This is a genomic window from Burkholderia sp. SRS-W-2-2016 (assembly GCF_001931485.1).
Lineage (GTDB): Bacteria > Pseudomonadota > Gammaproteobacteria > Burkholderiales > Burkholderiaceae > Paraburkholderia.
This window is the reverse complement of record NZ_MSDV01000013.1, coordinates 1-23,453: the sequence shown is the minus strand read 5'-3', so window position 1 is coordinate 23,453 and position 23,453 is coordinate 1. Positions and strand designations below refer to the sequence as shown.

The 23,453-nt window shown below is 65.9% G+C and carries 23 protein-coding genes; 11 read left to right on the top strand and 12 right to left on the bottom strand.

Annotated features, from left to right (window positions below):
* Nucleotides 1–94: 94 nt before the first annotated feature.
* Nucleotides 95–286, bottom strand: coding sequence for a CsbD family protein (locus BTH42_RS04415; protein ID WP_075296173.1), 192 nt, complete (start codon nt 284–286; stop codon nt 95–97).
* 200 nt (nt 287–486) lie between these two features.
* On the opposite strand from BTH42_RS04415, the gene BTH42_RS04410 reads away from it, so the two are divergent.
* From BTH42_RS04410 to BTH42_RS04395, 5 genes are all read left to right on the top strand, one after another.
* The gene (locus BTH42_RS04410) at nt 487–798 is read left to right on the top strand and encodes a hypothetical protein (RefSeq protein WP_075296171.1); all 312 of its coding nucleotides are present in this window, start codon (nt 487–489) and stop codon (nt 796–798) included.
* A 348-nt stretch (nt 799–1,146) separates the two neighbouring features.
* A complete protein-coding gene (gene dcm, locus BTH42_RS34665; RefSeq protein ID WP_143751969.1) occupies nt 1,147–2,427 on the top strand; it encodes a DNA (cytosine-5-)-methyltransferase in 1,281 nt (426 codons plus the stop codon).
* 75 nt (nt 2,428–2,502) lie between these two features.
* Entirely contained in the window at nt 2,503–2,949 is a 447-nt protein-coding gene (locus tag BTH42_RS34660) for a very short patch repair endonuclease (RefSeq protein WP_143751968.1), read from the top strand.
* Nucleotides 2,950–3,199: 250 nt separating this feature from the next.
* Entirely contained in the window at nt 3,200–3,703 is a 504-nt protein-coding gene (locus BTH42_RS04400; protein ID WP_075296169.1) for a YbhB/YbcL family Raf kinase inhibitor-like protein, read from the top strand.
* Between the two features lie 39 nt (nt 3,704–3,742).
* Complete coding sequence (locus BTH42_RS04395; protein WP_075296159.1) at nt 3,743–5,167, top strand: MFS transporter; 1,425 nt, start codon at nt 3,743–3,745, stop codon at nt 5,165–5,167.
* A gap of 248 nt (nt 5,168–5,415) precedes the next feature.
* Here the strand turns inward: BTH42_RS04395 and otsA are convergent, their stop codons facing one another.
* From otsA to BTH42_RS04365, 6 genes are all read right to left on the bottom strand, one after another.
* Entirely contained in the window at nt 5,416–6,843 is a 1,428-nt protein-coding gene (gene otsA / locus BTH42_RS04390) for an alpha,alpha-trehalose-phosphate synthase (UDP-forming) (protein ID WP_075296157.1), read from the bottom strand.
* A gap of 269 nt (nt 6,844–7,112) precedes the next feature.
* Nucleotides 7,113–7,325 carry a hypothetical protein gene (locus BTH42_RS04385; protein ID WP_075296155.1) on the bottom strand — a complete coding sequence of 71 codons (213 nt, stop codon included), beginning with the start codon at nt 7,323–7,325 and terminating at the stop codon, nt 7,113–7,115.
* Between the two features lie 203 nt (nt 7,326–7,528).
* Nucleotides 7,529–7,780, bottom strand: a complete 252-nt coding sequence (locus BTH42_RS04380) for a hypothetical protein (RefSeq protein ID WP_075296153.1) — start codon at nt 7,778–7,780, stop codon at nt 7,529–7,531.
* Nucleotides 7,781–7,953: 173 nt separating this feature from the next.
* The gene (locus tag BTH42_RS04375) at nt 7,954–9,354 is read right to left on the bottom strand and encodes a sigma-54 dependent transcriptional regulator (protein ID WP_075296151.1); all 1,401 of its coding nucleotides are present in this window, start codon (nt 9,352–9,354) and stop codon (nt 7,954–7,956) included.
* A gap of 290 nt (nt 9,355–9,644) precedes the next feature.
* On the bottom strand, nt 9,645–9,896 hold the full coding sequence (locus BTH42_RS04370) for a hypothetical protein (protein WP_075296149.1): 252 nt from the start codon (nt 9,894–9,896) through the stop codon (nt 9,645–9,647).
* 106 nt (nt 9,897–10,002) lie between these two features.
* Complete coding sequence (locus BTH42_RS04365; protein WP_075296147.1) at nt 10,003–10,320, bottom strand: YqjD family protein; 318 nt, start codon at nt 10,318–10,320, stop codon at nt 10,003–10,005.
* A 366-nt stretch (nt 10,321–10,686) separates the two neighbouring features.
* On the opposite strand from BTH42_RS04365, the gene BTH42_RS04360 reads away from it, so the two are divergent.
* The 3 genes from BTH42_RS04360 (at nt 10,687) to BTH42_RS04350 (ending at nt 13,350) form a co-directional block, all read left to right on the top strand.
* The gene (locus BTH42_RS04360; RefSeq protein WP_075296145.1) at nt 10,687–11,745 is read left to right on the top strand and encodes a sigma-54-dependent Fis family transcriptional regulator; all 1,059 of its coding nucleotides are present in this window, start codon (nt 10,687–10,689) and stop codon (nt 11,743–11,745) included.
* 430 nt (nt 11,746–12,175) lie between these two features.
* Nucleotides 12,176–12,754, top strand: a complete 579-nt coding sequence (locus tag BTH42_RS04355; protein WP_075296143.1) for a hypothetical protein — start codon at nt 12,176–12,178, stop codon at nt 12,752–12,754.
* A complete protein-coding gene (locus tag BTH42_RS04350; RefSeq protein WP_256701773.1) occupies nt 12,751–13,350 on the top strand; it encodes a hypothetical protein in 600 nt (199 codons plus the stop codon). The genes BTH42_RS04355 and BTH42_RS04350 overlap by 4 nt, the downstream gene beginning before the upstream one ends.
* Nucleotides 13,351–13,449: 99 nt before the next feature.
* Here the strand turns inward: BTH42_RS04350 and BTH42_RS04345 are convergent, their stop codons facing one another.
* Both BTH42_RS04345 and BTH42_RS04340 read right to left on the bottom strand, forming a co-directional pair.
* Nucleotides 13,450–14,796, bottom strand: coding sequence for an AAA-associated domain-containing protein (locus BTH42_RS04345; protein ID WP_075296141.1), 1,347 nt, complete (start codon nt 14,794–14,796; stop codon nt 13,450–13,452).
* A gap of 19 nt (nt 14,797–14,815) precedes the next feature.
* A complete protein-coding gene (locus BTH42_RS04340) occupies nt 14,816–16,567 on the bottom strand; it encodes an ABC transporter permease subunit (protein WP_075296139.1) in 1,752 nt (583 codons plus the stop codon).
* A gap of 798 nt (nt 16,568–17,365) precedes the next feature.
* On the opposite strand from BTH42_RS04340, the gene BTH42_RS04335 reads away from it, so the two are divergent.
* On the top strand, nt 17,366–19,057 hold the full coding sequence (locus tag BTH42_RS04335; protein ID WP_075296137.1) for a sensor domain-containing diguanylate cyclase: 1,692 nt from the start codon (nt 17,366–17,368) through the stop codon (nt 19,055–19,057).
* A gap of 127 nt (nt 19,058–19,184) precedes the next feature.
* Entirely contained in the window at nt 19,185–19,451 is a 267-nt protein-coding gene (locus BTH42_RS04330) for a hypothetical protein (RefSeq protein WP_075296135.1), read from the top strand.
* 136 nt (nt 19,452–19,587) lie between these two features.
* On the opposite strand, the gene BTH42_RS04325 is transcribed toward BTH42_RS04330, so the two are convergent.
* Nucleotides 19,588–20,904, bottom strand: a complete 1,317-nt coding sequence (locus BTH42_RS04325) for an ATP-binding protein (RefSeq protein ID WP_075296133.1) — start codon at nt 20,902–20,904, stop codon at nt 19,588–19,590.
* Nucleotides 20,888–21,613, bottom strand: coding sequence for a response regulator (locus BTH42_RS04320; RefSeq protein WP_075296131.1), 726 nt, complete (start codon nt 21,611–21,613; stop codon nt 20,888–20,890). The genes BTH42_RS04325 and BTH42_RS04320 overlap by 17 nt, the downstream gene beginning before the upstream one ends.
* Before the next feature lie 219 nt (nt 21,614–21,832).
* On the opposite strand from BTH42_RS04320, the gene BTH42_RS04315 reads away from it, so the two are divergent.
* Nucleotides 21,833–22,393, top strand: a complete 561-nt coding sequence (locus BTH42_RS04315; RefSeq protein ID WP_075296129.1) for a periplasmic heavy metal sensor — start codon at nt 21,833–21,835, stop codon at nt 22,391–22,393.
* Between the two features lie 166 nt (nt 22,394–22,559).
* Here BTH42_RS04315 and BTH42_RS04310 read toward each other — a convergent pair whose 3' ends face one another.
* Nucleotides 22,560–23,270, bottom strand: a complete 711-nt coding sequence (locus BTH42_RS04310; protein WP_075296127.1) for a pirin family protein — start codon at nt 23,268–23,270, stop codon at nt 22,560–22,562.
* Nucleotides 23,271–23,453 lie beyond the last annotated feature (183 nt).

Genomic DNA, 23,453 nt, shown 5'->3' with positions numbered 1-23,453 from the left:
CCCTCACACCGACCGCCGCCGACACCACAAACAAAAAGGCGCCGCGGCATGCGCGACGCCTCCACCGCGTTACAGCCGGCTATGCCGGACCGGTTCACGGGTTACGACGCTTCGCCTCGTCCTTGGCGTCCTCCTTCGCATCGCCATAGGCCTTCTGCACCTTGCCGGCGCCTTGTTGCAGGTCGCCCTTCAGTTCCTTCGCCGGATCGTTGGTGACCTTGCCGACGGTCTCGTTGATCTTGCCCTTGACCTGCTCACCCACGCCCTTCACTTGATCCTTGTTCATATTGGACTCCGATATCTGCGTTCGACAGAAATGCCGGCGCGGCCTTCCACCGGTATCGGCACACAGCAACGGCTATGCCCGGCACCGCCACGGCGCCGGCGGGCGCATCGACGAGCGGCATCTCACGATCGCGAAAAAAATTTCATCGAACACCCTAAAGTTTCGCCGCGCGCCGCCGTAATGGCGCTCAGGGAGGAGCCATGGACAGCACACTCGCCATACCGTCTGGATCGCCGCAAGCCAAGTTGATCGATCAGGAGATCGCCCATATCGCGCGCGTCATGCACGTATCGTTACGTGGCGACTTCGGCGGCCCGATTCTGCCGGCCTCCTACTGGCGCAAACGCCTTGGAGCGCTGCTCGATATCGGCGAACTCGGCCACGCGCAACTGTGCAAAATCGACAGTCTGCTGCTGCAACTCCAGCACCTCGAGACCACCCCGCAGGGTGAATGGGCGGGCTTCACGCCGCCCCGGCCGGCCAAGGCGACGCCGTCGCGACGCTCGGGCTGACGGTCTGTGCGGCGCGCCGCGGGTCTCACCCACTGCGCAACACCGCGCCGCCGCCAGATCCCACCGACACACCACCGCGAACGCATGCGTGCCGCCCGGCACGTGCTTTCCCACGCCCGCAAAAAAATGGCCGCGCACAAGGTCGCGGCCGCAAACACACATCGCAACGCAGGGAATGTGCGTCACGTCGCAAGCGTACACGTCGATTCATGACAAGCAGATTTCGGCGCCGACGAAGCCGGGAATGCGACAACCATGAGAAAAATTTGGATCCGACGCCGCTAAAACCGGGGAAATGGGACGACCTTAGGTCATAATGTCCGCAAAAATTCCCAGCAAGGACGCCACGTGACCCTCGCCGCCCCGCTCGACCTGCTCCGGCAGGCGCGCGCCCGCTTCACCCAACGCGAAATCGCCGCGCACGTCGGCAAGGACATCAAGACGGTACGTCGCTGGGAAAAAGGCGAAACGCCGTGTCCCGCGATGCTGGAGCCGGCGCTGCGCGATCTGCTGCAACAAGGCGCGCGCGCGGCGACCCATTCGGGCGACGCGGCGTCGTTCCGCTTCATCGATCTGTTCGCCGGCATCGGCGGCATCCGCATGGGTTTCGAGGCGCACGGCGGCGAGTGCGTGTTCACCAGCGAGTGGAACGACTTCTCGACCCGCACCTATTGCGACAACTATCCGGCAGGCGCGGAGCATGCGCTGATCGGCGACATCGTCTCCTTTCCCGCCGAAGAAGTGCCGAACCACGACGTGCTGCTCGGCGGCTTTCCGTGTCAGCCGTTCTCGATCGCGGGCGTCAGCAAGAAAAACGCGCTCGGCCGGCCGCACGGTTTCGAATGCACGACCCAGGGCACCCTCTTTTTCGATGTCGCGCGGATCATCGCCGAAAAGCGCCCCGCCGCGTTCCTGCTCGAAAACGTGAAGAACCTGCTGTCGCACGACAAGGGCCGCACCTTCGACGTAATCCTGCAAACGCTGCGCGACGAGCTCGGCTACGAGGTGCATTACCGCGTGATCGACGGGCAGCATTTCACGCCGCAGCATCGTGAGCGGATCATCATCGTCGGCTTTCGCGGCAAGACCGAATTCACGTGGGACGACCTGCGCCTGCCCGAGCACGCGCCGCGGCTCGGCTCGATCCTGCATCGCACGGACGGCAGCGAGCCGGTGCTGCCGTGGGACCACGACCGCTTCTTCGACCACGCCGCGCGCCGCGTGCAGCCGAAGTACACGCTGACGCCGAAGCTGTGGGCGTATCTGCAGAACTACGCGGCCAAGCATCGCGCGGCGGGTAACGGCTTCGGTTTCGGGATGGCGTATCCGGACAGCGTCACGCGCACGCTGTCGGCGCGTTATCACAAGGACGGCTCCGAAATTCTCGTCTATCAAGGCAAAACGCTGCGCCCGCGACGCCTGACGCCGCGCGAATGCGCGCGTCTGATGGGCTTTCCCGACACCTTCCGGATTCCGGTCAGCGATACCCAGGCGTACCGGCAATTCGGCAACAGCGTGGTGATGCCGGTGATGCGCGAAGTGGCGCGCATCATGCTGCCGCACGTGCAAGCCCTGCTCGCTAAACCGCCCCGCGATGCGTCCCGACACCCGCAACCGCTGCATGCCTGAGCGCTCCTACCAGCCGCGCTGCCGCCGCCGGGTCACGCGGCGTGCCGCAACGCGCGCTTCATCCGGACGCTGACGATGGTCGATATCGTCGATAGCGCGACCCGCAGCCGGATGATGTCTGGCATTCGCGGCCGCAACACCAAGCCGGAGATTCTGATCCGCAGCCTGCTGCATCGGCAGGGCTTTCGCTTCCGGCTCGATGCGCGCGATCTGCCCGGCCGTCCCGACATCGTGCTGCCGCGGTATCGCGCGGTCGTGCTGGTGCACGGCTGCTTCTGGCATGGCCACGATTGCCATCTGTTCAAGTGGCCGCAGACGCGCCCCGAGTTCTGGCGCGAGAAGATCGGCCGCAACCGCAGCAACGACGACAAGGTGCGCGCCGCGCTGCTGGCGAGCGGCTGGCGCGTCGCGGTGGTGTGGGAATGCACATTGCGCGGCGCGAATCGCGATATCGCGGGCGTGATCGAACGGCTGGTCGACTGGCTCAAAAGCGACGCGCCCGAGTTCGAGGAACGCGGCTGAAACGGCGCTGAAAGCCGCGTCCAGGCTGCGCAGCCGGCGCGAGTCTCACGATGGCTGGTGATACACTCGACGAGCTAACCCGTAGCGCTTTCGAGGTGCGCCACGGCGAGGCTTTCCGGGTGTTTTGCGAATGCCGGCGCGACCCTTGCGGCTGCTATGCGACACGCGTTGCCTGCACCCCGGACACCCCAGCCGCCGCGGCATCGCCCGTTCCGAAGATCCCAGAACCAATCAACAAGGGAGGCACATCATGGCTGACTTCCGTCTCTGGTCCGACGACTTTCCCACCAACGGCTTCATGCCGAAAGCCCAGGAGTACGACGACAAGGCGTTCGGCGTCGACGGCGAAAACATCTCGCCGTCGCTGCAATGGGAAGCGCCGCCCGCGGATACGCAAAGCTTCGCGCTCACCGTTCACGATCCCGACGCGCCGACCGGCAGCGGCTTCTGGCACTGGGTCGTGGTCAACATCCCGGCCGATGCCCGTTCGCTGCCGCGCAACGCCGGCAAGGCGGATGGCGCGCTGCTGCCGCAAGGCGCGCTGCAGCTGCGCAACGACTACGGCACGGTCGGCTTCGGCGGCGCCGCGCCGCCGCGCGGCGACCGCACGCATCGCTATATTTTCCGGCTGCATGCGCTGAAGGTGCCGCACCTGGAAATCGGCGCGGAAACCACCAACGCGATCGCGCGCTTCATGACGCATCTGAACGAAATCGACTCGACGACCCACACGGGTCTCTACGAACTCAAATAACCGGCAGCGCGCGGCGCCCCACTAGAACTCCAACAATCGATGCACGCACAACCCTCGCGCAAGGACGGCCCCCCGCCGTCCGCCAAGCCCGCCTTCGCGAACGGCACCGAGCTGGGCCTGCCGGTACCGCAACGCTACTGGGCGATGCTCACCATTGCGCTGGCGCTGACCCTCGCGGTGCTCGACAGCGCGATCGCCAACGTCGCGCTGCCGACCATCGCCCGCACCCTGAACGCCAGTCCCGCCGCGTCGATCTGGGTCGTCAACGCGTACCAGCTGGCGATCACGATCTCGCTGCTGCCGCTCGCGTCGCTCGGCGACCGGATCGGCTACCGGCGCATCTATCTGTCCGGGCTGATCCTGTTCACGGTCGCGTCGTTCGGCTGCGCGCTGTCCACCTCGCTGCCGACGCTCGCGCTCGCGCGCGTCGTTCAAGGCTTCGGCGCGGCCGGCATCATGAGCGTGAACACCGCGCTGGTGCGGATGATCTATCCGCCCGGCCAACTCGGGCGCGGCGTCGCGCTCAATGCGATGGTGGTCGCGGTGTCGTCGGCGGTCGGGCCGACCGTTGCCTCCGGCGTGCTCGCGGTCGCGACGTGGCCGTGGCTGTTCGCGATCAACGTGCCGATCGGGATCGCGGCGATCATCGGCGGTTTCAAGGCGCTGCCGTTGAATCCCGGCCACGAATCGCCGTACGACTATCTGAGCGCGGTGATGAACGCGCTCGTGTTCGGCCTGCTGATTTTCGCGGTCGACGGGCTCGGTCACGGCGAGAATTTCGGCTACGTGACGCTCGAAGCGCTCGGCGCGCTCGTGATCGGCTACTTCTTCGTGCGCCGTCAACTGACCCAGACCGCGCCGCTGCTGCCGATCGATCTGCTGCGCATTCCGGTGTTCGCGCTGTCGATCGGCACGTCGGTCTGTTCGTTCTGCGCGCAGATGCTGGCCTTCGTGTCGCTGCCGTTCATGCTGCAGGAAACGCTCGGCATGTCGCAGGTCGAGACCGGACTGCTGATGACGCCGTGGCCCGCGATCATCATCATCGCGGCGCCGATCTCCGGGGTGCTGTCGGACAAGCTGTCGGCGGGCTGGCTCGGCGGGATCGGCCTCGCCGCGTTGACGGTCGGGTTGCTGCTGCTCGCGACGCTCGGCCCGCATCCGGACGCGTTGCAGATCGCGTGGCGAATGGCGCTGTGCGGCGCGGGCTTCGGCATCTTCCAGTCGCCGAACAATCGCACGATGCTGGCGTCGGCGCCGCGCGATCGCAGCGGCGGCGCAAGCGGGATGCTCGGCACCGCGCGCCTGACCGGGCAGACGCTCGGCGCGGCGCTGGTCGCGCTGATCTTCGGGGTCGCGCCGCAGCATGGGCCGGTGATCGCGCTGTACGTGGCCGCGGGCTTCTCGGCGGTCGCGGCGGTGGTCAGCACGCTGCGGGTCACGCAGCAGGGTCCGCAGCACGCGTGAGGGACCGAGGGCGCGCCCGGCGCTCGAAGTGCAACGCGCCCGCACGAGCGCTCCGGCCGGCCTCGATGCAGCACCGCTACGGCTCTCGCGTTTGCAGCGTATCCGCCCAAAACGCCAAAGGGCGCGCATCGCCGCCACGCGATGCGCGCCCTTTCGCTTTTACTTCGTTCTCCGATCTTCCCTGCGGCACTGCCCGGAGACGTGATCGGCATCCGCACCGCCCGCTTGAGCGGGCGGCGCCCGTCCACTCAGGACGATGCCGTCACGTCAGCGAGCTTTACCGCTTTGGCCGTCACCGAGGTCGCGGTCGCGACATTGCGCAGATCGTCGAGGAAGGTATCGCGCCACACCGACAGGTTGTTCTCCCGCATCGGCTTCATCATGTCCGCGTGACGTGCCTGACGCTCGGCGAGCGGCATCGACAGTGCGCGCTCCAGCGCCTCGGCCATCTGCGACAGGTCGAACGGATTGACCACCAGCGCGCCCGGCAACTGCTCGGCGGCGCCGGCGAATTGCGACAGCACCAGCACGCCCGGATCGGCCGGATCCTGCGACGCGACGTACTCCTTAGCGACCAGATTCATCCCGTCGCGCAGCGGCGTCACGTAGCCGACCTGCGACTGCCGGAACAGCGCCATCAGCAGATTGCGCTCGTACTTGCGGTTCAGATACTGGATCGGGGTCCAGTCGAGCTGCGCGAAGCGGCCATTGATGCGGCCCGCCTCGCCTTCGAGGGTCTGACGGATACGCTGATAGGTTTGCACATCGGCGCGCGTCGGCGGCGCGATCTGCACGAGCGAGACCCGGCCATGCCAACCCGGCGCGTTTTGCAGCAGACGCTCGAACGCCTGGAAGCGCTCGACCAGCCCCTTCGAATAATCGAGCCGGTCGACGCTCATGATCAGCTTGCGGCCGCGCATGCCGTCGCGCAGGCTCTTGACCGGCTTGCGGTCGGTGAACTGCTCGGCGGCTTTCGCGATCGCGTCCGGATAGATCCCGATCGGATACGCGCCGACTTTCAGGAAACGGTTATACGCGTGGACGATGCCGTCCTCGCTCGACGTGCCGTGCTGGCCGCGCTCGATATAGTCGACGAACGACTGGCGGTCCGCTTCGGTCTGAAAGCCGATCACGTCATAGCTGCACATTGCCTTGACGAGTTCCTCGTGCGGCGGAATCGTGCGCAGCACTTCGGGCACCGGAAACGGAATGTGCAGGAAAAAGCCGATCGGATTTTGCACGCCGAGCTCGCGCAGATCGCGCGCGAAAGGCAGCAGATGGTAGTCGTGCACCCAGATGATGTCGTCGGGTCGCAGCAGCTCCTTGAGCTGCTTCGCGAAGATCGCGTTGACGCGCTGGTAGCCCGCGTATTCCTGGCGATCGTAACGCGACAGATCATTGCGGTAGTGGAAGGTCGGCCACAACGTCGTGTTCGAAAATCCGCGGTAGTACTGATCGTAGTCGCGCTTGGTGAGGCCCACCGTCGCGTACGTGACGTTGCCCTGTTTCTCGATCACGGGCGCGGACGGCTCGCTCACCGTTTCGCCGCTCCAGCCGAACCAGACGCCGCCTGTCTCCTTGAGCGCGTCCAGCACGCCGATGGCGAGCCCGCCCGCTGCGGGGCGCGCTTCCTGGATCGGCGCGACACGGTTCGATACCACGATCAATCTGCTCATTAGTGCTCCATTGTTTCGTTGTATGCGGATATGCGCCAAAACAGTGCATGCAAGTCGCGTGCCGATTTAAGAGATATCAGAAAGGAAATTGTGTGCAAATGTGACGGACGAGTAAAAGCGCGCGACCCTAACAAGTCGCGAAGAAGGTTTTTCTTCGTTATCGGGTAAAGCCGGAATCTTCGTCGCCGGAAGCCAGCCGCGGACCGCAGCGTCTGCGCAGGCCGCGCTGACGCGGATCGCGCGGCCCTCGCGTGCCGACGCGGCGCCGGTCAGGCGTCCTGCTCGGAGCCCAGATCGCGCTGGTATTCGAGGCCTTCCTGACGCACGCCGCCCTGGTTGTGCTCGCCGTCCGGCGGCGTGTGCGGCGCGATCCGGTTCTGCGCGGCGGGGTCCGGCGCCACCGCCGGCTCGGCGGTGATGTCGGCTGGCCGGGGACCGCGCTTCGCATGCCGCGCGGAACGACGCAATGCGGGATGTCTCATGATCGATGCCTCCAGGGGAAGCGCGCCGCTTGTGGCGGGATCAATACAGTCTAGGAAGCGCAACGGTAAATTGCCGGTAAAACATGCGCCGGCTTTGTAACAAGTACACAAATTCGCCGCACCGCATCAACGCTTTCAACAGACGAAAACGCGGCCGGCGCAGCCGCAGAAAGCGGGCTTCTGCGTAGCCCCGCTTCACTACTTCAGCACCGCAGCGCAGCGTGCTCGCGCGTGGAGCGCGCCTGCGGCGTTTGCGTGGGCTGCGGCGGCGGATCGCCGATCGGCGGCGACACCGGTTCGATCGGCTCGATGGGTTCGGGACTGGGACCGGGAATCGTATCGGGCTCGCCGGGACCCGGCGGCGGTGGGGCCGGCGGCGTGGGCGGTTCGACCGGCTCGGGCCGGTGGGCGTAGTGCGGCAGGAGCGGCTCGGGAACGGCAGCGTTGTGCGGCATGTCGGTGACCTCGTTTTACGTTCCTCAGGAACGCAGCAAGGGCTGTGCCGTTATACGTGCTGTGTGAGTGCTGTGTACTGTAGGGAGAAGGTTATGCGCCACCGCCCGGCAACGCGGGCGGCAGCTCGCGACGGTTGCCGCGCACCTCGCGCGGCCGCCGCGAATCAGAGGTATCAGACGTCGGCGCCGCCGAGCGCGCGCGACTCGTCGCTGGCGTCGCCGTCATCGCGTGCATCGTTGCCGTATTCGACGAGGCGGTTATACAGCGTCTTCAGGCTGATGCCGAGAATCTCCGCGGCGCGCGTCTTCACGCCGCCGCATTGTTCGAGCGTCGCCAGAATCAGCTGACGGTCGGCCTCGGCGAGCGAGGTGCCGAACGGAATCGTGATCGCGGTGCCGGCCGCCGGCTTCGACAGCGAAATCTGCAGCGGCACGGTCGCCGTGCTGTCCGAATCCGCGCTCGACATGATATGCGCGCGCTGCACGTAGTTCTTCAGCTCGCGCACGTTGCCGGGCCACGGATACGACAGCAGCATCTCCTTCACCGCGGCGGGGAAATGCTTCTTCGTGCTGTGGCGCTCGTTGAGTTCGTCGAGGAAAGCCTGCGCGAGCAGTTCGACGTCCTTACCACGCTCGCGCAGCGGCGGCAGGCTGATCGGAAACACGTTCAGGCGGTGATACAGGTCGAGCCGCAGTTTGCCTTCGAGCACCGCCTGCTCCGGATCGCGATTGGTCGCCGCGATCAGGCGCACGTCGGTTTCGATTTCCTTGGTGGTGCCGACCCGCATGAACATGCCGGTCTCGAGCACGCGCAGCAGTTTCACCTGCAGCTCGATCGGCATTTCGGTGATTTCGTCGAGGAACAGCGTGCCGCCGTTCGCGCGCTCGAAATAGCCCTTGTGCTGACGATCGGCGCCAGTGAACGAGCCGCGCTCGTGGCCGAACATTTCCGATTCGATCAGGTTCGGCGAAATCGCGCCGCAGTTCACCGCGAGGAACGCGTGCTTGCGGCGCAGGCTCAGCTCGTGCAGCGTCTGCGCGGCGACTTCCTTGCCGGTGCCCGATTCGCCGACCAGCATCACCGACGCAGCGGTCGGCGCGACCCGGCTGATCTGGTCGTAGACCTCCTGCATCGCCGGCGAATTGCCGAGCATCAGACCGAAGCGGCCCATCCGGCGCAGCTCGCCGCGCAGCGTGCCGATCTCGGCCTTCAGGTCGCCGGCGCGCGGCAGGCGCGACAGGATCGCCTTCACGCGCTGCATGTTGATCGGTTTCACGAGGTAGTCGGTCGCGCCCATTTTCAGCGCGCTGACCGCCGACTCCACCGTCGCGTGACCGGTGATCACGATCACCTCGACGCCGGAGCGCGGATCGAGATCTTCGAACAGGTCGACCCCGCTGCCGTCGGGCAGCTTCAGGTCGGTGAAAACGACGTCCGGCATCTGCCGGACCAGTTGAATCCGTGCTTCGCGCAGATCGCCCGCGGTGGCGGTGGTCAGGCCGTCTTCCCCGATGATGGCGGAAAGCGCCTCGCGGGTACTTGCGTCGTCATCGACAATCAGTACATGTGGCATCGCGTTTCGAAAGCCTGCAAGCGTGGGTAGGAAATAGGCGAAGCATGCGAGCGGGCATGCCGCGGAGACAGCCGACTAAGATACGACGCATTCGCATCGCGCCGGCCATTTCATAAAAAATTGCAACAATTATGCGCGAGAATGCGTCAATCTTCGCTGCATTGTTGTCTATTTATCCATTATACGTCTTTATAGGATGCATTTAACAATGTATTCGGGACGCCGCCCGACGACTCCGGCCGCCGCGGCGCAGCGCCGGTAAAGCCGCCGGACCAGCGCGTAATCACCGATCAACTGCGCGGAAACGGCCACGCCCGGCTCTCGCCGTTCACCTGGCCCGAACCGTTGCCGCCGTGCGCGGCAGGCGCGACCTCGGCCGCCACCGTCACCGGCGACGCCACCGCCCCCCCCTCGTTTTCCCAGCGATTGAGCTCGCGCGTCGCGGAAAACTGTCCGCCGCGCCGGTTCTGCACGTAGCGAACCGCCAGAAAGCCGCCAAGCGCCATCAAGGCGCCGAAGATGCCAATTGTGGGTCGTGCCATCGTGAACTCCTTAGCTTGGGTCGGGATGCAAACCATCCGGTGATGCGGATCGCGCGCGATGCGCGGCGCGGCGACGTGAATCGAGCGACACAGCGCGGCGCCTGACCTAACGCGAGACCAGCACGCCGAGCACGAAACCGGCGCCGGCCGCGAGTGCGAGCGAGCGCCACGGGTTGCGGCGCACGTATTGCTCGGTGCTCACGGTCGCCACCCGGTAGCGGTGCTGCACGTTACGCTGCGCGTCGCCCAACGCCGACTGCAATGTTTCGACGTGGCTGCCGAGCCGATTGCGCAGCGCATCGACGCCCTCGCCCGGCACGTTCGCCGCGAGCCGCAGCATTTCCTCCGAATCCCTCAATAGCACCCGAAGGTCTTCGACGATCTTCTGGCCGCCGAGTGCAAGTTGTTGCGTGGTGTCTGTCATTTTCACTCCTCGTCTGGATCGGCGTTCGCCCGCGCTTCGCGCTTCGCGAGCGTCGCCCGATCGAACCGTGCGCGCTTGTCGGCGGCTGTCGATCGTCGCCGCTGAAAAGCTCGCACGACTGAATAGATCGGTCAATCACGCAAAGCGTGTGCCCGGTAAATTTATCGCTTCGATGCTTGAAAAAGGCGTGCTTCAAGCAGTTTCGACCGATCGTGCGCGACGCTTTCGCGCGCCCGATTGTCGGGTTTGCCGGAAACAGTGCCGAAGTGGTTAAATCGATATTTGTGAGATAGTGGCTGTTCGAACTATCGCGTTCAAGGCCTGCGCGCCGCAACACGAACTTCATTTGCACAGGACTCCCCGTTTATGGCGTCAATCGATCTGGACTCGCCCGCCGTCTCCGCCGGCAGCAATGCTTCGCCACAAGCGAAGCAGCGCGTCGCGGACAGCGTGGCGGGACTGAAATCGTACGGCTTGCTGTTTGGCTCGTCGCCGGTGATGCTGGATCTGTACGAGCAGATCGAGCGGGTCGCCGATACCGACGCGACCGCGCTGATCATCGGCGAATCGGGCACCGGCAAGGAGCTGATCGCCCGCACGATTCACGAGCGCAGCAGCCGCAAGGACGGCGCGTTCGTCGCCGTGAACTGCGGCGCGATTCCCGATGAACTGATCGAAGCCGAGCTGTTCGGCCACGAAAAAGGCAGCTTCACCGGCGCGGTGCAAGGCCGCATCGGTTACTTCGAGCATGCGAACGGCGGCACGCTGTTTCTCGACGAAATCACCGAAATGGCGCCGGTGCGCCAGGTCAAACTGCTGCGCGCGCTCGAGACCGGCACGTTCTATCGGGTCGGCGGCACCGATCTGATCAGCGGCAACGTGCGCGTGATCGCCGCGACCAATCGCGACCCCGCGGTCGCGGTGAAGGAAAACGGCCTGCGCGAGGACCTGATGTACCGCCTCGCGGTATTCCCGTTGCGCGCGCCGCCGCTGCGCGAGCGCGAAAACGATCGCGAACTGCTCGCGCAGCATTTCCTCGCGCAGCTCAATCAGCAGGAAGGCACCAGCAAGAGTTTCAGCAAGCGCTCGCTCGAAACGCTGCGCGCGTGGTCGTGGCCCGGCAATGTGCGCGAGCTGAAAAACGCCGTGTATCGCGCGTTCATTCTCGCGGAGAAGACCGTCGAATTGCCGCATCCGCATCTGGCCTCACGGGTCAAGAAAGCGGTCACGCAGGGCGACGCGATGAGCGTCTGGATCGGCACGCCGCTCGCCGACGCGCAAAAGCAGATCATTCTCGGCACGCTCAAGTACTGCGGCGGCGACAAACGACGCGCGGCCAAAGCGCTCGGCGTCAGTCTGAAAACGCTCTATAACCGCTTGAGCGCTTACGGCGATGAAAGCGGCGAGGACGATGGCGATCAGTGAGCGTCCGTCTTAGTGCCGGCGAATGTCACGATGTATCACACTGTGAGCCGCTGCCGCCAGGGTAGCGGCTCACGCTTTCTTGCTAATCGCTGCTCTCCGCGGCACACCATGCAGCCCCCAGTTATCTGCACGTAAGGTCCCGCGCAAAGCACTCGTTCAAGCGCGGCCTCTCTGCCGAATCCCCTTTTCGTACTACTCCCACGGCAAATTTTCCTCGCCCGCAAATTACTTGGGATAACCAGGCAAATTCTTCCCGCGCGGGATCAGAGATCCCCTGCCGTCGCACGCTGTTTTGCAATTTCTTGCACTTTTCTGCTGCCAATTACAAATCGCATCCTGCACAATGCGGCAGCGTAATGAACGACGTGCCGCTCGTTCACATGCTCCTCGCGCGTGATCGATGGCACCTGTACGGGCAGGGACAAGAGAAATGCAAAAGAACATGGTGTGGGCAGGCAGCGTGAAAACCGTTGTCGCGAGCAAACGCCCTCACGCAACGGCGCTGATCGCGCTGGCGTTGGCAGTGTCGGCGACCTTGAGCGGTTGCGGCTCGCTCTACAACGAAGGCGCGGTAGCCGGCGCCGGTATCGCGGGTGCGGCGGTGGCCAACAAGGTCACCAGCAACGCGGCGGTCGCGACCGGTATTGGTCTCGGCGCAGTCGCCGCCGCGCGCGCCGGCGTGCAGTATTCCGAACGCGTGGTCCATCGCAATACGCAGAACAGCATCGCCCAGGCAGCCGGTCCGCTCGACGTCGGCGCGGTCGCCCCCTGGAGCATCAACCACTCGTTCCCGATCGAAGACGACGAACACGGTCGCGTGACCGTCAGCCGGATGATCAGCACCGGCGCGCTCGACTGCAAGGAAATCGTCTTCTCCGTCGATCAGGAAGCGAAGCGCGACGTGCCGGCAAACAGCGCGTTTTACATCGCGTCGGTCTGCCGCGACGGCAAGACCTGGCGCTGGGCATCGGCCGAGCCCGCCACCGAGCGCTGGGGCGCGCTGCAATGAGCGCGCGTTCCGCTTCACCGCAACCCTCACCCGATACGACCCGGCGCGATCCGCAACGCGCGGACCGTGCGCGCGCGCTGCCGTTCGCCGGCCACCGGCTGCGGCTGTTCGCGGCCGGCGCGCTATGCGTCGGCGCGAGTCTGCTCACGAGCGGCTGCGCGTCGATCGGTGCGGCCAGCGGCGCGGCCGCGGGCGTCGCATCCGGGATCGTGACCAGCAATCCGGCCGTCGCGCTCGGCGTCGGCATCGCGGTGCAGGCCGCCACCGACGAAGCGGTCGCCCGCTACATGCGCAGCATGCACAAGGATCAGCAGGACCTGATGGCGGCGCTCGTCGGCACGATGTCGGTCGGCGAGACCAAGCCGTGGTCGGTCAAGCACACGCTGCCGATCGAGAACGGTCACGGCCAGGTGCGTGTAACCCACGCGATCAATTCGGCGCTCGTGCTGTGCAAGGAATTCGTCTTCTCGGTGCAGGACGGCGACAAACCCGACTCGCCCGAGCAGTGGTTCACGGCAACCGCCTGCCAGCAGGACAAGGGCTGGAAATGGGCGACGGCCGAACCGGCGGTCAGCCGCTGGGGCAGCCTGCAGTAACGCAGTCCGCAGTCACAAAAAAACGGCCCGACCGGCATACGCCGATCGGGCCGTTTTTTCTGTCACGCCGACGATCCCGTCAGCGCCACCGGATGCGGCTCAGGACTCCACGTCCTCCAGACTGAAGATTTCGGTCTGGTCGTTATACGAGAAGATTTCCCCATAACGGCCCCAGTTGATGACCGCGTCGAGCGTTTCCTCGGCGGCGCTGTCGGACAGGAAGTCTTCCAGTTCCTGCTCGAAGCGCACCCGCGGCGCGCGATGCCCGGGCCGCTCGTTCAACACTTTCTTGATTCGCGCGGCGAGCGGCACGTGGCGCAGCAGATGCTCGGCGAACATCATCTTGCGCTCCTGGGTGCCGAACTCCGCGAACACCCGCGCCGGCGGCGTCAGGAAAATGTCGCCCTCGCGCACGTCGGCGAAACCGAGGTGCTGCAGCACTTCGGCGATCGGGAACAGATCGTCGACCTCCAGATGCAGCGAGCGCGCGATTTCCGGCATGTCCGCGCGGCCGTGGTACGGCGCGGCCGCCAGCGTTTCGATCAGACCCGCCATCAGGTTGGTCGACACATGCGGCAGCCAGCTGTGCAGCTCGAGCCCCTTGCGGGTTTTCTCGTCGGTCTGGCGCGCGGTCATCTTCGCGTAGATCTCGTCGACGAGACGGCGGAACGCCGGGTCCAGACGATTGCGCGGATGCTTGAACGGCACCTTGATCTCGGCGATCACGCGGCCCGGATTCGACGACAGCACCAGAATCCGGTCGCACATGAACACCGCTTCCTCGATGTTGTGCGTGACGATCAGCACCGCCTTGATCGGCATGCGGCCCTGGGTCCACAGATCGAGCAGGTCGGTACGCAGCGTTTCGGCGGTCAGCACGTCCAGCGCGGAGAACGGCTCGTCCATCAGCAACAGCGTCGGGTCGACCACCAGCGCGCGCGCGAAGCCGACGCGCTGGCGCATCCCGCCCGACAGCTCGCGCGGATACGCGTTTTCGAAACCGTCGAGACCGATCAGGTCGATCGCGGCGAGCGCGCGGGTGCGCCGCTCGCTCGCGCCGACGCCCTGCGCCTCGAGACCCGCTTCCACGTTCTGCAGCACGGTCAGCCACGGGAACAGCGCGAAGGTCTGGAACACCATCGCGACGCCTTTGGCCGGGCCGTCGAGCGGCTTGCCCATATAGGTGACTTCGCCGTCGGTCGGCTCGATCAGACCGGCGATGATACGCAGCAGCGTCGACTTGCCCGAGCCCGAGCGGCCCAGCAAGCCGACGATCTCGCCTTCGCGCAGCGACAGATTCGCGTCGTCGAGGACGAGCAGCTCGCCCTGAGTCTTGTTGAAGCCGCGGCACACGTCCTTCACGCGCAGGATTTCCTCGCCGAGGCGCGGGGGCTTCGGCGGCGTCTGGATCGGCGCGGCGGTCATAGCAGCTTTAGGATTTTGCATCGCGTTAGGCCTTTGTTTCTCAATCTAGGCGGAGCTTGCCTTCGGCGTAGGCGTACATCGGACGCCACAGCAGACGGTTGAACAGGGTCACGAATAGTGACATCACGGCGATGCCGACGATGATCTTCGGGTAATCGCCCGCCGCGGTGGTCTGCGCGATATAGGCGCCGAGGCCGTGCGCGGCCACCTTGGTGTCGCCCCACTGGACGAATTCGGCAACGATGCTGGCGTTCCACGCGCCGCCCGACGCGGTGATCGCGCCGGTCACGTAGTACGGGAAGATGCCCGGCAGCATCGCCTGACGCCACCATTGCCAGCCGCGAATGTGGAAATTCTTGGCCGCCTCGCGATAGTCGTTCGGGTACGAGCTCGCGCCGGCAATCACGTTGAACAGGATATACCACTGGGTGCCGAGCACGATCAGCGGCGACAGCCAGATATCCGGGTTCAGATGGAACCGCACGATCGCGATCACGAACACCGGGAACAGCAGGTTCGCCGGGAACGCGGCGAGGAACTGCGCGAGCGGCTGGATCTTTCCGGCGAGCGCCGGACGCAGGCCGATCAGCACGCCGACCGGCACCCAGATCACCGACGCGATCGCGATCAGCACCACCACGCGCAGCAGCGTGATGAAGCCGAGCACCAGCACGTGGCCGACCTCTTCGAGCGACACGCCGGTGCGCACGTACAGGAACACGCGATACACGACGAACACGGTGACGAGCAGCACCAGCGTCGCCCACACGATGTCGCCGAGCTTCGAGCTCTTCTCGGTCTGCGGAATATGGAAGCGCGGCGCGCTGAACGACGGCAGCTGGAAACGCACCCGCGCGGCGCGCGCGAACATCCAGCCGAGCGGCACCAGCAGACGGTGAATCAGGCGGGTGCGGCGGATCAGGTCGAGCAGCCACGATTTGGGCGCGTCGCCCGAGCTGGTGAACTCCATGCGGAACTTGTCGGCCCACGCGACCAGTGGACGGAACAGGAACTGGTCGTACGCGAGAATCACCACGGTCATCGCCAGAATCACCCAGCCGATCGCGTGCAGGTTCTGGTCGGAGATCGCCTGCGCGAGGTACGCGCCGATGCCCGGCAGCGTGATCGTTTTATTGCCGACCGTGATCGCCTCGGACGCCACGACGAAAAACCAGCCGCCCGACATCGACATCATCATGTTCCAGATCAGGCCCGGCATCGAGAACGGCACTTCGAGCTTCCAGAAGCGCTGCCACGACGTCAGATGGAACCCGCGCGACACTTCGTCGAGATCGCGCGGCACCGTGCGCAGCGACTGATAGAAGCTGAACGTCATGTTCCACGCCTGGCTCGTGAAGATCGCGAAGATCGCCGCGAGCTCGGCGCCGAGCACGCGGCCCGGGAACAGCGCGAGGAAGAAGGTGACCGTAAACGAGATGTAGCCGAGCACCGGCACCGACTGCAGGATGTCGAGAATCGGTACCAGCACGAGGCCGGCGCGGCGGCTCTTGGCCGCGAGCGTGCCGTACACCAGCGTGAAGATCAGCGACGCGACCATCGCCGCGAGCATCCGCAGCGTGGTGCGCATCGCGTACTCGGGCAGGTTGGCCGGATCGAGCGAGATGGACTGCGTCTTCAGCGTCGACATCGGCGCGAGCGTTTCATGAAAGCCGATCGAGGCCATCGCGATCAGACAGATGATCAGCGGAAACGCGACGAAGTCCCAGCGATTGGGCAGCACCCGCCATGCGGACGCGTTGGCGGTGCGTTTCAGGTTGAAGCTGAAATCCATCAGAGACCCTCCCCGTCGGAACAGGCATGCGAACGCTCGAAGGAGGCCGCGACGAGCGCACGGCGGTCTATGGATCGGTCCGGAAAGCGGAAATCAGGCATGGCAAAACACGCGTGCGTGGTAATTCGTTAGCGTTGGAGACACGTGGTCCGGCAACGGCCGGGTGGGTGGACGAGCGGTCCAGCACCACAACCGTCACGCCGGATCGCTGTCGGCGCGGACGCCGCCCGAAGGCCGGCGGGGCTCTCCTCGTTTGGACGGCACGACACTACACCATCCGATGTTTCAGGCACAACCTTGGCGCCGCAATTCGCGAAACCGGCCGCAGCCCCGTGGCGTAAGCCTTCGGCAAGCCTCGGCGCGGGTTTGCCGCGCCGCACTGTACCGTGCTTTCCGCGGACTGCGGGCGCCCCGTCGCGCGACCCGCCGGCGCCGTGGCGCGCAAGCCACATACGCGAGCGGCACCGCGCGGCGAGGTTGCCGGCGAGGCGCCGCCGGAGCACCGCCAGACCATCAAGAAACCGCGGCGACAGCCGTTAACAACCTGATCGGCCGCGCTATCCGGGCGGCATCCCTAGCAATAACGGTGGCGTCGGGCCCCATGACGGTTAAAATCAGGAGTCGACGTACCTGTTTAGAAACGGCTCATCCGGGGCCGCTGCGGCGACGCGGCGAACCCTGCTTGCGACGGGCCGGAACCGCGGCCGGCGCAATGATCGCCGCGGGAACCGACACAGCGCGAGCGCGCTGCCACGATTGAGCAAGTTGCATGTCACAGCCAGACGGATCAGAGGGTCGATGAACAGGACAACCTTGCGCCAGATAGCCGGACCGGTCAGCTTCGCGCTGATCGTACTGGTTTGCTGGTTCGTGGCCGGCATGGTCGCGGACCGGATGGTACAGCAAGAGCTGGACGCGGCGCTGCGTACCCAGCGGCAAATGTCCATGTCGATCGTCGACAACATGGCTGAAGTGATCGCCAGCGACCTCGCGATGTCTCGCGCCATCCCCGCAACCATGGCCGAAATGGACGTCGTCCAGCGCGCCCTGGTGCAAGCGCAGAATTATGCCGCGAACAGCGAGACGGCGGAACCCGCGCTGCGCGCCGCGTTGCTCAACAACCCGCGGATGACCTCGGTCAGCAAGTTCCTGCACGACGCGCAGGGCTTCTCCGGGCTCGACCAGATCTGGATCGTCAACGCGAACGGCATCTGCGTCGCCTCCAGCAGCACGATCGACAATCCCGACGGCGCGCAGCAATCGTTCGTCGGCGTCGACATGCGCGCGCGCGGCTATCTGACCAACGCGCTGCTCGGCGCGTTCGCGGAAGCGTACGGGGTGGGTCGCGCGAGCGGCGAGCCGGGCATCTTCATCGCCGCGCCGGTTTATGCGGACGGGCTGCTGGTCGGCGCGGTGGTCGCCAAGGTCGGCATCGCGCGGCTGCGCCACTGGGTCGCCCACGCGGGCACCTTCGTCGCCGACGACAACGGCGTGATCATCATGGCGCACAACAGCGAACTCGAAGGCCATGCGCTGCCGAACACCCGCGTCACCCAGATGACCGCCGCCGAGCGCCGCCTGATCTACCGCCGCGAGACCTTTCCCGAGATGCTGATCCGCGAGGACACCGAGCTGCGCGAACGCGCGCCGTGGGTGCCCGCGGCGGTCGCCGGGCAGTTGTTCGGCATGTCGCGGCAGCCGGCGCCGGCGCTCTATCAGTCCCGCAGCGGGTTGAATTCGGGGCTGTCCGCGCATCTGGTCGATCCGCTCGCCGCATGGCCCGAGCTGCTGCGCAATCACAAGCGCGACCATCTGCTGGTGTTTCTGACGCTGGCCGGCACCGTCGCGCTCGCGTGGGTGATCACCGTGTCCTATGTGCGCGAGCGGCGTCACCACCGGGCCACCCGCGATCTCGCCGAGCAATTGCAGTCGGCCAATACGCTGCTGTCGGCCGAGGCGCGGCACGACGCGCTGACCGGCGCGCTGTCGCGGCGCTATTTCCTCGACCTGCTGCGGCGCGAGATCGAGCGCGCGCGGGCGAATCACGAGCCGGTGTGCATGGCGATCGCCGACCTCGACCACTTCAAGCAGATCAACGACCGCTTCGGCCACGCATCCGGCGACCGCGCGCTCGAGCATTTCGTCGACACCTGCCGCGCGGAGCTGCGCAGCTCGGACGCGATCGGCCGGCTCGGCGGCGAGGAGTTCGGTCTGTTGCTGCCGGCCACCGATCTCGCGAGCGGGCGCGACGTGGTCGAGCGTTTGCGGCTGCGCCTGAAGGCGGTGCCGTCGCCGAAGCTGCCGGCCTCGGCGGGCTTGAGCGTGAGCATCGGCATCACTGAGCTGTCGCCCGACGATCTGCCCGAGCGCATCATGAGCCGCGCCGACACCGCGCTGTACGCGGCCAAGACCGGCGGGCGCGACCGCACCGAAGCGCTGCCGCCCGACGACACCGCGCCGCCGACGCGCACCGCGGTGAATGCGTGGTGAAGAAGTGGTGAATGCGCAGCGCACGTGCGCATCAGTCTGCTGCCCGCAGCACCGAGCCTCCCGCGACTAAGCAGGTATCATCGAACCTGACATTCGATTGTCGCTACTGCTCTAACGGGAGATTCGCATGAAGGGAAATCTGGTGATTGTCTGTCGCGATCAGGACGCTGATGCATTCGACCATCTGCTAGCCGAATACGGCGCGTTCCAGACGCGGCTGTCATCCACCGCGTGGTATCTGAAACTGGAAGTCGCACCGGAATTGATTCAGGAGGAAATACTCGCGCGCCTCGGCAAATACACGACGCATTACATCTTCGAGGCGGACACGGTCACGTGGAATACCGTGGATAGCGAGACGGCCAACGCGTTGAATACGCTGTTCGCGGACTAAGGCACCGCTGAAGCGGCACTGACGTACAACTGCTGTACCCCCAACGCGATGCCGACGCCCGGCGCCCGCATCGCGACGCTTCCCCCTTCACCTCTTCGCCGTACTCCGCTGCTTCCGCCTGATTGCTACCAGGCTTCTACCACGCGTGTTCCGAAGCCGCCGTCTCGCGCGGCAACACCTCGAACGGAAAGCTCATCAGCACCCGCAAACCGCGGCCGCCATGGTTGCCGATCTGCCATTCGCCGCCCGCGCGCCGCACCAGCCGCTCGACGATCGCCAGACCTAATCCGCTGTGGCCATTGCCGCCGCGCGCCGGATCGAGCCGCACGAACGGTCGGCTCGCGTTGATCAGATCCTGGGCGGCGATGCCGCTGCCGTTGTCGCTGATCGATAGCGTGAAGCCCTGCGGAGTACGCGCGGTAGCGACCACCACCGGCGGCGCGCCATACGCGTGCGCGTTGTCGAGCAGGTTCGACAGGATCCGGTCGAGCGTGGCCGCCGGCAGCAGGAACGACGGCCCCGCATTCAGTTCGGTCCGCACGGTCGGCGCACCGGCGGCGACCGCCCGATAGCTGCGCACCACGCGCTCGCACTGCGCATCCACTTCGACCGGCTCGCTGCGATCGGCGCCGTCGTGCGCGAACACCAGAAACTGCTCGACGATATGCGTCATCGAATCGACGTCGCGCACCACGCCGTCGCGCGTCTTCGCGTCGTCCATCATTTCCGCGCGCAGCCGCAGCCGCGCGAGCGGCGTTTTCAGGTCATGCGCGACGCCCGCCAGCATCACCGCGCGATCGTTCTCGGTCCGCGCGACCTCCTGCACCATCTGATTGAAACCATGCGTGAGCTGGCGCAATTCGCGCGGGCCGCGCTCGGGCACCGGCGGCACCGGCAGACCGCGGCCGAAGCGGGTGACCGCCTGGGCGAGCGAGCGCAGCGGCTGCTGCAACGCCCACGCGGCGAACAGCGCCGCCATCACCGCGAACGAAAAGATGATCGCGAGCCACAACACCGTGCGGTCCAGCGAGCGCGGCACCCGCAGCGGCTGCACCGGCACCACGATCCAGTTCTGGTCCGTCGCCGCGCGCACCCACAGCGTGGGCGGGCCGCCGGGCGGACCGACGCGCACCTGGGTGCCGGCCGGCATGCGGTCGCGCACGTCGTCGATAAAGCGCTCGAGCGGCGCCGACGGCTCTTCCCTGACCGCCGGCACGTCGGGGCTGGTCGGATCGACCAGCTTGACGCGCGACGGCAACGGTTGATCCGGTGTGCGGGCGACGTGCTGACGCACCGCGTCGACGAGGAAGGTGGCCTCCTCGACCGCGTAGCGCGTTTGCAGTTGCGAGCGTTCGAGCCGCATCAGCGCGTACCACGCGAAATGCGACAGCATCAGCACCGCGACGACGAGCAGTGCGAGCCGCCCGAACAGCGAATCAATGGGCCGGCGCATTTTGCTCGCCGTCCGGCACGAACACGTAACCGCGGCCACGCACCGTCTGGATGAAGCGCGGGGTGGACGGATCGGTTTCGAGAATGCGACGCAGGCGCCACACCTGCACGTCGATGCCGCGGTCGGTGCCGTCGTACTCGGGACCGTGCAGCAGTTCCAGTAAGCGCTCGCGGGTCAGCGTGCGCATTGGGTGATTGACGAAAATCTTCAGCAGCGCGAACTCGCTGCCCGACAGCGTGAGCGGCTTGTCTTCGAGATGCAGCGTGCGCGACTGGAAGTCCAGCGTGAAGCGGCCGAAGTTGAACGGCTCGCGCTGCTCCGGCGCGGCCGCCGACGGCAACGTGCGACGCCGCCGCAGCACCGCCTGCACGCGCGCGAGCAACTCGCGCGGGTTGAACGGCTTGCCGAGGTAGTCGTCCGCGCCGAGCTCGAGCCCGACGATACGGTCGACGTCGTCCGCGCGCGCGGTCAGCATGATCACGGGGATGTCGTCGCCGGACGCGCGCAGCTTGCGCAGCGCGGTGAGCCCGTCGACGCCGGGCATCATCAGGTCCAGCACGATCAGGTCCGGGCGCTCGCGTTCGAGCCGGCGCTCGAGCGAGCCGGCGTCGTGCAGCACCGAGACTTCGATGCCCTGACGGGCGAGATAGTCGCGCAACAGATCGCGCAGTTCGACGTCGTCGTCGACGACAAGTATTTGAGTAGCCATGGGATGAAGTTTAACGCTCGCCAGATTGGAGTTTCGTTGTCAGAACCGCGTCAAGGGTTACCGGGTGTTACGGTGAAAGCCGCGCGTAATCGGCGGTAATAGCCGCACCCAGCCGCGTAACACAGCGGCCGGCACGGTTCTCTACGCTGTGCCTTACCGAATGCAGGCGAGTCCATTGACCGGTTGCACCGTCGGCTATTCCATTACAAGGAGCCTTATATGTCCACCAAAAAGATGTCGCGCGTTCTCGCCGTTGCCGCCACCGCTCTCGCCCTCGGCGCGGGTGCCGCCTATGCCGCACAACCGGCCGACCACGCACACGGCGGCCCTGGCGGCCCCGGCGGCTGGCACGGCCACTTCATGAAGGACCTGACGCAACTGCACGACCAGCTGAAGCTGAACGCGGATCAGGAAAAGCAGTGGCAAGGCGCGCTCGAGACGATGAAGCAGAACCACGCGGCGATGCGCGCGAACCACGAACAGGCCCGCAGCCAGTTCAAGGCCGCGCAGCAACAGCCGATCCTCGACCTGAACGCGATGGCCGCCGGCCACCAGCAGATCGAACAGAAGGATGCGCAACTGCGTCAGCAAACCACCGACGCGTGGCTGAAGTTCTACAACGGCCTGAACGACCAGCAGAAGGCCACCGTCAGCACCGCGCTGAAGAAGCGCTTCGCGCGGATGGAAGAGCGTCACGAGAAGATGCGCGAGCGCCTCGAGCATCGTAAGGGCGCGGCGTCGGCACCGGCAGCGGCGCCCGCACCGGCTGCCAACCAGTAAGCGCGCTGCGCTGCAGGGCGGACCAGGGAGGCCGTCTTGCGGATAAAAAAACGCCACGGAAGAAGTTTTCCGTGGCGTTTGCCATTTTGGCGGTCAGGCGTTCTGGCGTTCTCGCCTGAACCGCGGTTTGCAGCTTCGCGCCGGTCGCGGAGCGGCGCATCCCGCATCAGCCGTTCAACTGGCCGAGATCGAACAGCAGCACTTCCGCGCTCTCCCCGTTCTCCAGCGTCACCGTATCGACGTCGCTGAGCTTCGCCGCGTCGCCCGCCTTCAGCGCGGTGCCGTTCACGCTCAGCGCGCCGCGCGCGACGTGCACATAGACGAGACGCCCGGCCGGCACCGCAAAGGTCGCGCGTTCCGCGCCGTCGAACAGCCCCGCGTAGATCGATGCGTCCGCGTGGATCGTCACCGCGCCGTCGCGGCCGTCGGGCGCCGCGACCACCCGCAGGCGACCGCGCTTGCTGTCGGCGTCGAAACGCTTTTCCTCGTAGCCGGGCTGATCGCCCGCGCGCTGCGGAATCACCCAGATCTGCAACAGATGCGCGGACTCGTCGGCCGATGCGTTGAACTCGCTGTGCTGCACGCCGGTGCCGGCGCTCATCCGCTGCACGTCGCCGGGACGGATCGTCGAGCCGTTGCCCATGCTGTCGCGGTGAGCGAGCGCGCCTTCGAGCACGTACGTGACGATCTCCATATCGCGATGACCGTGCGCGCCGAAGCCCTGGCCGCCGGCGATGCGGTCTTCGTTGATCACCCGCAGCGGACCGAAATGCACGTGCTGGGGGTCGCGGTAATCGGCAAACGAGAAGCTGTGATACGAGTCGAGCCAGCCGTGGTTGGCGTGGCCGCGTTCTTCGGAACGGCGAATCTCGATCATGGAAAGTCTCCCGGTAAGTAAATAGAGCGATGCCGGGAATGTAGGGGCTGCGCGGCGACTTAACAATCGGCGCGCCCGCACCGGACCGTTCCAGCGGTGCATGCAATCCGCGCGCACTCGCGAATCGCCGCGTGCCGGCTCAGACCGGTCGGGCGAAGCTTGCCGACGTTTCTTGCCCATCGC